Origin of the sequence: Nonomuraea aridisoli, from assembly GCF_003236395.1 — a bacterium.
GTDB classification, from domain to species: domain Bacteria; phylum Actinomycetota; class Actinomycetes; order Streptosporangiales; family Streptosporangiaceae; genus Nonomuraea; species Nonomuraea aridisoli.
In genome coordinates this window covers 1-11,569 of the sequence record NZ_POUD01000287.1, presented here as the reverse complement: position 1 = coordinate 11,569, position 11,569 = coordinate 1, and the positions used below count along the sequence as shown (strand labels likewise).

Here is an 11,569-nt window from a genome sequence, read left to right as displayed (position 1 = left end):
CCCTCCCACCGGCCACCACCCGCCCAGGCCGTTGTTCGCGGCCGATGAACGCCGTTCGCCACCGACGAACTCACCACCCGCAAGTCAGCAGAAGCAGACGGGCCAGTGGCTCTCCTGAACCAACCTTCAGATGAGACAAGCGAAGCACCCTCACCCGAACAAGAGCCACACTCGCGTCAGCCGGACTCCCGCCACCCGTCGTACCGCTCCACCAGCTCGTCCACCTTGCTCAGCCGGCTCTCGTCCACCCCTTCGACGACGACCAGCCACTGGGCGTCCTCGGCGTCGTCCTCCCCGGCCAGCGTCTCCCGCACCACCCGCGGCTCACCCAGCTCGGGAAACCACTCCCCCAGCGTCTCGGCGACCTCTTCGGCGTCATCCCGCTCACCGAACACCAGCAACTGCCTCATGGGACCGCCCTCTTCACCTAATCGACGGAAGCTTGGTGTTCGCGGGCCCCAAGCCTCCTCCCACATGCGGGTCGTCTCGCACCCCGAAGCCGAAGTGCGACGCGCGACACCTGCGGATCTACGAGTACGCAGGGACATGAGCGTCATCCTCGCCAAGGACCAACGTCCGGAGCCCGACCTCTGCGTGATCCACGCCGAAGCCGGCAAGCGCGCCCACCAGACCTTCTACGCGGAAGCGGCGATCCCTCACTTCTGGCGCGTCAAGAACCACTCCGACAAACCCATCGTCCACGTCTACGAGCTCGACCCGGTCACCCGTGGCTACGCCCTCACCGGCCGCCACCACGCCCGGCTCAAGTTCGCGGTCCCGTTCGACCTCGACATCGACCTGACCGGGATCGACGACATCTGACCGCGAGCGCCGGAGCGGTCTCACGACCGCCCCGGCGCCCCGTCGTCGATCAGGTGCGGAGCTGGGCGCCCACGCGGTCGGCCGCCAGCGCCACCGCCGCGTCCCGCGCCGCCGTCGTCTCCTCGACCGTCAGCGTACGGTCGCCCGCCCGGAACCGCATGGTGTAGGCGAGCGACTTGTTCCCCTCGCCCACCTGCTCCCCGGTGTACACGTCGAACAGCCGGATCGACTCCAGCAGCTCACCGGCCCCGTCGCGCAGCGCGGCCTCCACGTCGGCCACCGGCGTGAAGTCGGGCACGACCAGCGCGACGTCCTGCGTGGCCACCGGGTAGGCCGACACCGCGGGGGTCTCGACCGGCCCGGGCATGACCGCCTCCAGCCGCGACAGCTCCAGCTCCATCGCGGCCGTACGCGGCGGCAGCCCGTACGCCTCGATGACCCGCGGGTGCAGCTCACCGGCGTGCCCCACCAGCGTGTCGCCCACGTAGAGCGCGGCGCACCGGCCGGGATGCCAGGGCTCGTGCTGGTCGGCGCTGACGGACAGCTCCACCCGGGCCTCGCCCGCGACCAGGCGCGCGGCCTGCACCGCGTCGGCCCACGAGGCCGCGCGGCCCGCGCCCCACCAGCCGGACCGTTCGAACTCCCCGGCCAGCACCGCCGCGACCCGCAGCGGCTGGTCGGGCAGCGCCGCCTCGATCGAGGCCAGCTCCTCGGCGCTCGGCCGGCGCTCGACGCCGAGCACCGGCGCCACCTCGGGCGCGCCCTCGCGCGGCCGGTAGACCGGCCCCATCTCGAACAGCGCCACGTCGGAGAAGCCACGCCCGACGTTGCGCACCAGGGTCTTGAGCAGCCCCGGCAGCAGCGTCGTGCGCATCAGCGGCTCGTCTTCCGACAGCGGGTTGGCCAGCCGCATGGCCACGCGCCGCGCGTCCGCGGCGGGCAGCAGCAGCCGGTCGAGGTCGGCGGGGCTGATGAACGGGTAGCTCAGCACCTCGACGTAGCCGCCCTCGGCCAGCGCCCGGCCGACCCGGCGGCGCAGCCGCTGCCCCTCGGTGAGCCCGGCGCCCGCGGGGGCGGAGGGCAGCACCGACGGCAGGTTCTCGTAGCCCTCCAGCCGGATGACCTCTTCGGCCAGGTCGTTGGGGTCGGTGAGGTCGGGCCGCCACGACGGCGGCGTCACCGTGATCATGTCGTCGCCGGTGACGGCCAGCTTGGCGGCCAGCGCGCCGCCGGTCACCACGCCGGTCGGGTCGACGCCGCCCTGCCGCACGGCCGGGTCGGCGCCGTCGGTGACGACGCACCCGATGTGCTCCAGCCGCGCCACCACGGTCGCCTTCGAGTACGGCACGCCCGCCACGGCTCCCGGGTAGCCGGCCGGGATCGCGATGCGCGCGGGCGACACCTCGACCTCGGCGTGGGTGACCCCCGGGTGCACGGTCGCGCCGCCCAGCTCGGCCAGCATCCGCACGGCCTTGTAGGAGGCGACGAGCGGCAGCTCACGGTCGACGCCCCGCTCGAACCGCTTGGACGCCTCGGACACCAGCCCGTGCCGGCGCGACTCGCGGGAGATGCCGGTCGCGGAGAAGTGGGCCGCCTCGATGACGATGTCGGTCGAGGAGCCGGAGATCTCGGTCTCCAGGCCGCCCATCGTGCCGGCCAGCGAGATCGGCCCCGACTGGTCGGTGATGAGGATGTCGTCGGGGTCGAGCTCGCGCACCACGTGGTCGAGCGTCTCCAGCCGCTCACCGGCCGCGGCCCGCCGTACGACGATCTCGCCGGTGAGCTTCTCCCGGTCGAACGCGTGCAGCGGCTGCCCCAGCTCCAGCATCAGGTAGTTGGTGACGTCGACGGCCAGCGACACGGGACGCATGCCGGCCCGCGTGAGGCGTACGCGCATCCACAGCGGGGTCTGGGCGGCCGGGTCGAACCCGGTCACCTCACGCAGCACGAACCGGTCGCACGCCGTCGGGTCGCCGATGGAGGCCGGCCAGGCCGGCTCGGCCGCGGTGGGCAGCTCGACGTCGGCGGGGTCGCGGAAGGCCACCCCGAACGCCGTCGCCGCCTCGCGCGCCACACCCCTGATCGACAGGGCGTAACCGATGTCGGGCGTGATCTCCAGCTCGATCACGTCCTCGCGCAGCTGCAGCAGCTCGACCACGTCGGTGCCGATGGGCGTGCCGGCGGGCAGCACCATGATGCCGTTGTGGTCGTCGCCCAGCCCGAGCTCGCGCTCGGAGCAGATCATGCCCTCGGACATGCGCCCGTACGTCTTGCGCGCCCCGACCGCGAACCCGCCGGGCAGCACGCCGCCGGGCAGCACGACGGGCACCCGGTCGCCGACGGCGAAGTTCGTGGCACCGCAGACGATCATCCGCGGCTCGGCCTCGCCGGTCTCGACCTTGCAGTGCCGGATCGGCTTCTTGAAGCCGGTCAGCTCCTCGATCTCGAGGACCTCGCCGACGACGACGTTCTTGACGTCATGGCCGTGCGAGGTGATCGACTCGAGCTTGAGCCCGGCCGCGGTGAGCTTGTCGGCCACCTCGTGGGCGGTGACCGCCGGGAGATCGGCGTACTCCCGCAGCCAGGAAAGCGGGACCTTCATCAGATCTCCATTCCGAACGGGAGGGTGAAGCGCACATCGCCCTCGACCATGTCACGCATGTCCTCGGCGTTGTGGCGGAACATCAGCGTCCGCTCGATGCCCATGCCGAACGCGAAGCCGGAGTAGCGCGCCGGGTCGACGCCGCACGCGATCAGCACGCGCGGGTTGACCATGCCGCAGCCGCCCCACTCGATCCAGCCCTCCGACTTGCACGTACGGCAAGGCGGGTTGCCGGGGATCGCCGAGGCGCCGCGGCAGACGAAGCACTTCAGGTCCATCTCGGCGGACGGCTCGGTGAACGGGAAGTAGTTGGGCCGGAACCGGGTCGTGATGCCCTTGCCGAACATCACCTCCGCGAACCGGTCGAGCGTGCCCTTGAGGTGGGCCATCGTCAGGCCCTCGTCGACGGCCAGCCCCTCGGTCTGGTGGAAGACCGGGGTGTGGGTGGCGTCGAGCTCGTCGGTGCGGAAGGTCTTGCCCGGCGAGATCACGTAGACCGGGAGCTCACGCTGCAGCAGCGCCCGCACCTGCACCGGCGACGTCTGGGTGCGCAGCACCATGCCGGAGTCGGTGGACCCCACGAAGAACGTGTCGTGCTCGCTGCGGGCCGGGTGGTCCTTGGCGATGTTGAGCGCGTCGAAGTTGAACCACTCGCCTTCGAGGTCGGGCCCCTCGGCCACCTCGTACCCCATGGCGACGAACGCGTCGGCGATGCGCTCCTGCAGCGTGGTCAGCGGGTGGCGGGCGCCGCGCGGGCGGCGGTCCCACGGCAGGGTGACGTCGACGGTCTCCTCGACGAGCACCCGGGCGTCGCGCTCGGCCTCCAGCTCGGACTGGCGGGCGGCCAGCGCCTCGTTGATCGCCTTGCGGGCGGTGCCGACGCGCTTGCCGGCCTCGGCGCGGGCGGCCGGCGGCAGCGCGCCGATCTCGCGGTTGGCCAGGGCGATGGGCGAACGGTCACCCGCGTGCGCCAGCCTGGCCTGCTTGAGTGCGTCGAGGTCGGCGGCGGCCTTGATCGCCGCGATGGCGTCGGCCTCCATGCGGGACACCTCGTCGGCATGCAACGGTGTCACCTCGACGGGGTCGTAGTCAGACAAGAGTGAGCTCCGTATCCAGGGCTTGAGCGGAAAAGAGTCTAGTGGGGCCCGCCCACCGGGGCCGACTCGCGCGCTACGGCGTCGCGAAGTCGGGCGTGCCGGTGGGCACGGTAAATCGGAACTCCGCCCCGCCCTCGGGCGCGCGCTGCACGATGATCGTGCCGCCGTGCGCTTCGACCAGGCCCTTCACGATGAACAGGCCGAGCCCGGTGCCGCCGCGGCGGCGGCTGTTGCCACCCCGCCAGAACTGCCTGAAGACGCGCGGGGCCAGCTCGGGCTCGATGCCCTCGCCCTCATCGCGCACCGACACGGCAACTCCCCATCCGACGGACTCGATTTCGATTGTCACGGTGCCGCGCCCGTGGCGCACCGCGTTTTCCACCAGGTTACCCAGGATCTGGTCGATCTTGTCCTGGTCAAGCCACGTTTCGGGGAGATCGTCGCCGACGACGAGGCGAAAACGCTCCTCCGGCTCGCCGGCCGCCACGCGCCCCGCGATGAGCCGGCGCGCCCGCGCGGGCAGGTCGACGACCTGGCGGCGCACCTCCAGCCGGCCGGACTCGATGCGGGAGACGTCGAGCAGCTCGGTGATGAGCCGGGTGACGCGGTCGGCGTCGTTGTTGACGGTCTCGAGCATGACGAGCTTCTGCTCTTCGGTGAAGCGCGACCACTTGGCCAGCAGGGTCGCGGTGAACCCCTTGACGCTGGTGAGAGGCGAGCGCAGCTCGTGGGCCACGGTGGAGACCAGGTCGGCGCGGCTGCGCTCCAGCCGGGCGCGGGCGCCGCCGTCGCGCAGGGTGATCGTCACGCGCTCGACCTCGCCGCCGCGCTCGGGCTCGCGCAGGAGCCGGGCCGCGACGTAGAGCTCCTGCCCGCCCGGCAGGTGCAGCGGCCGCTCGGGCACCCGCACGCGGGTGCGCAGCCCGCCCTCGGGGTCGAGCGCCTTCCACCAGTCGCGCCCGTCGTGGTCGCGGAACGGGAAGACGTCGCTCATGTGCCTGCCGAGCGCGCGCTCCATCGTGACGCCGGTGAGGCGGGCGGCGGCGCGGTTGACGGCCAGCACGCAGCCGTAACGGTCGGCCACGACGAGGCCGTCGGGGAGGTCGTCGATGGCTATCGTGCACGAGGCGGCCACCAGCCGCTCCTCGCCGTCTGCGCCGTGCACGACCTCGCCTCCTCCGCCTACAACGCCGACAATAGCGGGTTTCCGGCCCCCTAGGGCACTCGCTGCGCCCTGGCCGAGGAGTAAAGGCATACCGCCGCGGCGGTGGCCAGGTTCAGGCTTTCGGCCTGTCCGTAGATGGGCACGCGCACCACATCGTCCGCCTCGGCGAGTATCTCCTCCGGAAGCCCCCAGGCCTCGTTGCCGAAGATCCACGCGGTCGGTCCCGAAAGATCGACATCGTCGAGCGTGTGCTTGCCCGCGCCGTCGGCCGCCAGCACGCGCATGCCCCGCTCCCTGAGTTGACGCACGGCGGCCCCGACAGGTGCACCGATGACGACGGGCAGATGGAAAAGACTTCCTGCGCTCGCGCGCACGCACTTGCCGTTGTACGGGTCGACGGAGGCGTCGGTGAAGACGACCGAGTCGGCGCCGGCGGCGTCGGCCGCCCGCAGCACCGTGCCGGCGTTGCCGGGGTCGCGCACGTGCGCGAGCATCGCGACCAGCCGCGGCTCCCCCCGCAGGCCCTCCTCCAGCGGCACGTGGACGAGCCGGCAGACGGCCACCAGCCCTTGCGGGGTCACGGTCTGCGACAGCTCCGACATGACCTCGCCGCTGGCGCGGTGGACGGGAACGCCCTGGAGCGTGGCCTCGGTGATGAGCTCGGGGTGACGCAGCTCGGCCTCGGCCGTGCTGAACAGCTCCAGCGTCACGCCGTCGAGCTTGAGCGCCTCACGCACCGCCTGCGGCCCCTCGGCCAGGAACCGGCGGTCCTGCTCGCGGAAGGCACGCTTCGTGAGCCGCCGGGCCGCCTTGACCCGCGGCGATCTCACGTTGGTCAGCTCGGACCCGGCCATCAGATCAACTCCCCGTCTCCCCCGTCGTGCAGACAGCAAAGGGCCCACCGGCATCGGTGGGCCCCTCGGTTAAGGCAATGCGCTTCAGCTCGCGGCCGGAGCGTTCACGTTCGCCGGCAGCGCCTTCTTGGCGGCCTCGACGAGCGTGGCGAAGGTCTGGCTGTCGTTGACCGCGAGGTCGGCAAGGATCTTACGGTCGACCTCGATGTTGGCCAGGCGCAGACCCTGGATGAGACGGTTGTACGTCATGCCGTTCTGCCTGGCGGCGGCATTGATGCGCTGAATCCACAGACGACGGAAGGCGCCCTTGCGGTCCTTGCGGTCCCGGTAGGCGTACGTCATCGAGTGGAGCATCTGCTCCTTGGCCTTGCGGTAGAGCCGCGACCGCTGACCACGGTAACCCGCGGCCCGTTCGAGAACGACCTTGCGCTTCTTCTTGGCGTTGAGCGCCCGCTTCACGCGTGCCATGTTTCTTCTCCCCGGGGGTTCGCGCTACTTGGCGAGCAGCTTCTTGATCTTCTTGGAATCGGCGTCGGAAAGGACGACTTCGTTCTTGAGACGGCGCGTCAGCGTGGACGACTTCCACTCGTTGTAGTGCGCGCGGTTGGCACGGCGACGCTTGATCTTGCCGGTGCCGGTGAGCCGGAACCGCTTCTTCGCACCGCTGTGCGTCTTCATCTTCGGCATGTCGCCGTCTCTCCTCGTTTGGTCGTGCCGGTGGCCGGGCCGGTGGTGGCCGACCCGGTCGCGGCGTCCTTCGTCTGCCGGTGGCTGCTGGGGTTTGTTGTCAAGGCTAACCCCAACTGCGGGTCACGCTTCCCGTGGGGAAGGCTCCTCGTCGCCACGCTGCGCCTTGGCTGCGGCCTTTTCGGCCTTGGCCTCGGCCTTCTTCTTGTGCGGACCGATCACCATGATCATGTTACGGCCGTCCTGCTTGGCGTGGGACTCCACGAAGCCGAGCTCCTGGACGTCCTCCGCCAGCCGCTGCAGCAGCCGGAAGCCGAGCTCCGGCCGGGACTGCTCGCGTCCGCGGAACATGATCGTGACTTTGACCTTGTCTCCCGCCTTGAGGAACCGCACCACGTGACCCTTCTTGGTCTCGTAGTCGTGCGGGTCGATCTTCGGCCGGAGCTTGATCTCCTTGATGATCGTGTGCGCCTGGTTCTTGCGCGCCTCGCGCGCCTTCATCGCGGACTCGTACTTGAACTTGCCGTAGTCCATGAGCTTGCACACGGGCGGTCGAGCCGTGGCCGCGACCTCGACGAGGTCGAGGTCGGCCTCCTGGGCGAGCTTGAGGGCATCGTGAATCGAGACGATGCCGACCTGCTCGCCGTTCGGGCCCACGAGGCGAACCTCGGGAACTCGGATACGCTCGTTGATGCGGGGCTCAGTGCTGATGGGGCCTCCTAGGTTTGCGATCCCTACGTGCTCGTCGTACTGGGGCTTTACGCGTTCCCTTCGAATGCGAAAAGCCCCGCACGTCGCGCATGCGGGGCCACTGAGCTCTGTGGCTTCGTGGCCTCGAGCTCCCCGGAGTAGTCCGGCGTGATCCTGGACCCGGCCACCTTTCGGCGACCCGGGTGGGAGGGAGACCTCCGCTTGCGCGTCCAGCAAACATGCCGGACCGATCAGAGAGCTACACTACCACAACCACCGGGGACCTTCGAATCATCCCGCGTGGGGCCACATCTGGGACAGGGCCCCGCAAAGGGTTCGTCAGCTCTCACGACAGGGCCGTACGGCGGCGCAACTCGGCCTCTCCGGCCTCCCGCATGGCCTCCACCGGAACGCCCGACAGCCCGGTCATCAGCTCCACCTGCCGCACCGCCTGGTGCAGCAGCATCTCGAACCCCCCGATCACCGTGCCGCCCGCGGCCCGCACGGCCGCCGCCGCTCGGGTCGGCCACGGCGCGTAGACCACGTCGAACAGCGCCGGCACGCGCGCCAGCCGGTCGGCGAAGGCGTCGGCCGCCCCGGCCGGCAGCGTCGAGACCACGAGGTCGACCCCCGTGAACGCGTCGAGCTTGTCGAACGTCTCCACCGCCAGCGCCACGCCGAGCCGCTCGGCCACCTGCGCGGTCTCCCCCGCCCGCGCGGGCTCGCGTACGAGCAGCGTCGCGGAGTAGAGGCCGAGGTTGCGCAGCGCCGCCAGCGCGGAGGCCGCCGTGGCGCCGCCGCCCAGCACGGCCGCGGAGCGCGGCGCCGGCACCCCGGCCTCGGCCAGGGCGCGCTCGATGCCGTGGACGTCGGTGTTGTCGCCGTGGCGCCGTCCGTCGCGGAAGACCACGGTGTTGGCCCCGCCGACCTCGACGGCCGGCTCGGAGACCGTGTCGAGCAGCGGCAGCACGGCCCGCTTGAGCGGCATGGTGAGCGACAGCCCGGCCCACGCGTCGTCGCCGGGCTCACCCCTGACGGGGCTCAGCCGCTCCAGCATGCCCGGCAGGCCCGCCTCGTCGCACTCGAACGCCTCGTAGCTCCAGCCGTCGAGACCCATCGCGCGGTAGGCGGCCCTGTGCAGGCAGGGCGAGAGCGAATGGCCGATGGGCGACCCCATCACCGCAGCGCGCATCCCCACTCCTTCCGAACAGGACGACCTTATCGCCGTCCGCCCAGCGCACGTGGACGGACGGCGGTTCCGGCCGGGAGAGCGGTCAGCCGCCGCAGCCGCCGTTGCTCCTGCACTTGGCCACCAGGGCCGACTGCTCGGCCTCGGTGGTCGCGAACTCCGTGACGTTGCTCTTGGGGTCGGTGGCCACGAAGTACAGCCAGGAGCCGTCCGCCGGGTTGAGCGCCGCCTCGATGGCATGGTCACCCGGGTTGGTGATCGGGCCGGGCGGCAGCCCCTGGTTCCGGTAGGTGTTGTACGGGGACTTGGTCTCCAGCTCGGCACTGGTCGCGTAGGTGCGGAACTTGCCGAGCGCGTACATCACCGTGCTGTCCATCGACAGGGTCATCGGCGGGTCGCGGTCGAGCCGGTTGTAGATGACGCGGGCGATCTTCGGCATGTCCTCGGCGCGCCCGGCCTCGGCCTGGATGATGCTGGCGATGGTGACGATCTCGTGCGGGGTGTGCCCGAGCGCCCTGGCGCCCTCCTCGAGATCCACGCTCTTCGCGGTCTGCCGGAACCGCTCGACCATCGCCGCGAGCATCTGCTTCGGGGTGGTCTTCGGCTGGAACTCGTACGTGGCGGGGAAGGCGTAGCCCTCGAGCTTGCCCTTGGCGTACGACGGGAGGTCGAGGTCCTCGGCGTCCTTGGCCGCGGCCTGGAACTCCTTGACCGGCTTGCCGGTCTTCTCCGCCAGCTTGGGCAACATCTGGGACAGCCGCAGACCTTCCGCGATCGTCACGGTGGCGAGCAGGCGGTTGTCGGGGTTGAGCAGGCCCACCGCGGCGGCGGCCGACATCCGCTTGCGCATCTTGTACTCGCCGGGCTGCAGCTTGTCGCTCATGTTGGCGTTGCCGACGGCGTTGGTGAACGCCCTCGCGCTGGCCACGACACCCTGCCGCTCGAGCTCCAGTGCCACGTCGGAGGCGCTCTGGCCGTCCTTGATCTCGATGACGACCTCGCCGGCGCCCTGGCCGGAGAAGTCGTCGGGCACGAGAGCGTCGTTGATCCACCGGTAGCCGTAGTATCCGCCGCTGCCGATGATCCCGGCCAGCACGACGAACGCGAGCAGCGGCGCCAGGAACCGGCCCCTGCTGCGGCGCCGGCGCCGTCTGCGGGATGCGCGTCTACCGCCCCGGGCGCCGGACCGGGTGGACCCGTCGTCCTCGGCGCCGAGCAACGTGTTGAGGTCGAGATCGTTCATAGGTGCGCTGGCCAATCTCCCGGTACCGCCTGCCGGACGTCAAGCGGAACTGCCGAACCGGCTGGGGTCACCGAGCGGAACTGGGGGGTCCGCCGGGCATGCTCCCACGACCAGCGGAGATCACTCTGGGTAGCCATGCTAGGGGACGAAAAGAGGACGTATGCCCCTTTTGCGGGCTCTCGTACCGGAACGAGGGGAAGGTTAGCGAACATCAGTTCGTCCCGAGGTTCTTGTTCAGCTCTTCCCGGTATCTCACGAACTCGCTCTCTTTGTCGGTGAATTTGGTGATTCTATGCGCAGGATCCGTCGTTACAAACCAATACCAATCACCTTTGGCAGGCTTCAGGGCGGCTATCAGGGCCTTCTCTCCGGGATTCGCGATGGGTCCCGGAGGTAGCCCTTTGTGGCGATACGTGTTGTAAGGAGAGTTCACCTTGGTGTCGCTCTCCGTCACCTTCAGCGTGCGGCGGTTCTGCGCGTACAGGACGGTGCTGTCGATCTCCAGCGGGGCGTCCTTGGCCAGGCGGTTGTAGATCACCCTGGAGATCTTCGGGTAGTCCTCGTCGGTGCCGCCCTCGGCCTGGATGAGGCTGGCCACCGTCACCACCTCGAGCGGGGACAGCTTCACCTGCTGCGCCCGCTCCTCCAGGCGCACGTGGCGCGCCGCCTGGGCGAAGCGCTCCACCATCGCCGCCAGCACGTCCACCGCCGTGTTCCCGGGCTCGATCTCGTACGTGGCCGGGAACAGGAAGCCCTCCAGGCCCCGGGCGTACTCCGGCAGCCCGACCAGCTCCTTGTCGACGCTCTGGAGCTCTTTCAGCGGGATGCCGGACTGCTTGGCGATGCGGGGCAGCGTCTCGGAGACCCGTAGCCCCTCGGGCACCGTCACCCGCTTCACGACGCGGGAGGACGGCGCGAGCAGCAGGTCCAGCGCCGCCGTGGCCGCCATGCCCTTACGCAGCCGGTAGTGGCCCGGCCGCAGCCGATCGCTCACCCTGCGATCTTCCGTAGCCTGGACGAACGACTCCACGCTCGCCACGACCCCCGCCTCCTCCAGCGTGGAGCCGATGGCCGCGGCACTGGACCCGGGCGCGATGCGCACCGTCACGGCGCCGCTGCCCGTCCCCTCGAAGTCGTCAGCGCTCATGAGCGGCTTCAGCAACGCCACCGCCCCCGCGCCGATCACCAGCACCCCGGCGACCAGCCCGGCGGACAACAAC

At 70.5% G+C, this 11,569-nt stretch carries 12 protein-coding genes; 1 reads left to right on the top strand and 11 read right to left on the bottom strand.

The genetic code is table 11. The features are described 5' to 3' along the window. Positions 1–176: 176 nt before the first annotated feature. Entirely contained in the window at positions 177–410 is a 234-nt protein-coding gene (locus tag C1J01_RS40345; RefSeq protein ID WP_181449237.1) for a hypothetical protein, read from the bottom strand. Positions 411–546: 136 nt separating this feature from the next. Between C1J01_RS40345 and C1J01_RS40340 the strand changes: the two genes are divergently transcribed. After that, positions 547–822, top strand: coding sequence for a hypothetical protein (locus tag C1J01_RS40340; RefSeq protein WP_235854984.1), 276 nt, complete (start codon positions 547–549; stop codon positions 820–822). Positions 823–871: 49 nt separating this feature from the next. Here C1J01_RS40340 and C1J01_RS40335 read toward each other — a convergent pair whose 3' ends face one another. The 10 genes from C1J01_RS40335 to mltG (C1J01_RS40290) all read right to left on the bottom strand — a co-directional run. Next, on the bottom strand, positions 872–3,424 hold the full coding sequence (locus C1J01_RS40335) for a phenylalanine--tRNA ligase subunit beta (RefSeq protein ID WP_111184325.1): 2,553 nt from the start codon (positions 3,422–3,424) through the stop codon (positions 872–874). After that, on the bottom strand, positions 3,424–4,464 hold the full coding sequence (gene pheS, locus C1J01_RS40330; RefSeq protein WP_235854985.1) for a phenylalanine--tRNA ligase subunit alpha: 1,041 nt from the start codon (positions 4,462–4,464) through the stop codon (positions 3,424–3,426). The genes C1J01_RS40335 and pheS overlap by 1 nt, the downstream gene beginning before the upstream one ends. A 130-nt stretch (positions 4,465–4,594) precedes the next feature. Next, on the bottom strand, positions 4,595–5,686 hold the full coding sequence (locus C1J01_RS40325) for a sensor histidine kinase (protein WP_111184323.1): 1,092 nt from the start codon (positions 5,684–5,686) through the stop codon (positions 4,595–4,597). 50 nt (positions 5,687–5,736) lie between these two features. After that, positions 5,737–6,540: a TrmH family RNA methyltransferase gene (locus C1J01_RS40320; RefSeq protein ID WP_111184322.1), complete on the bottom strand. Its 804-nt coding sequence runs from the start codon at positions 6,538–6,540 to the stop codon at positions 5,737–5,739. 84 nt (positions 6,541–6,624) lie between these two features. Beyond that, positions 6,625–7,008 carry a 50S ribosomal protein L20 gene (gene rplT / locus C1J01_RS40315; protein ID WP_111184321.1) on the bottom strand — a complete coding sequence of 128 codons (384 nt, stop codon included), beginning with the start codon at positions 7,006–7,008 and terminating at the stop codon, positions 6,625–6,627. A gap of 24 nt (positions 7,009–7,032) precedes the next feature. Next, positions 7,033–7,227 (bottom strand): 50S ribosomal protein L35, encoded by a 195-nt coding sequence (gene rpmI, locus C1J01_RS40310; RefSeq protein WP_043622108.1) that lies wholly within the window; start codon positions 7,225–7,227, stop codon positions 7,033–7,035. 123 nt (positions 7,228–7,350) lie between these two features. Further along, positions 7,351–7,920, bottom strand: a complete 570-nt coding sequence (infC, locus tag C1J01_RS40305) for a translation initiation factor IF-3 (protein ID WP_328589729.1) — start codon at positions 7,918–7,920, stop codon at positions 7,351–7,353. A gap of 343 nt (positions 7,921–8,263) precedes the next feature. Continuing rightward, complete coding sequence (locus C1J01_RS40300) at positions 8,264–9,109, bottom strand: shikimate dehydrogenase (protein WP_111184320.1); 846 nt, start codon at positions 9,107–9,109, stop codon at positions 8,264–8,266. 82 nt (positions 9,110–9,191) lie between these two features. After that, entirely contained in the window at positions 9,192–10,349 is a 1,158-nt protein-coding gene (gene mltG, locus C1J01_RS40295; protein ID WP_111184319.1) for an endolytic transglycosylase MltG, read from the bottom strand. Positions 10,350–10,560: 211 nt separating this feature from the next. Then, the coding region (gene mltG, locus C1J01_RS40290; protein WP_111184318.1) for an endolytic transglycosylase MltG at positions 10,561–11,569 on the bottom strand (1,009 nt) is incomplete at its 5' end.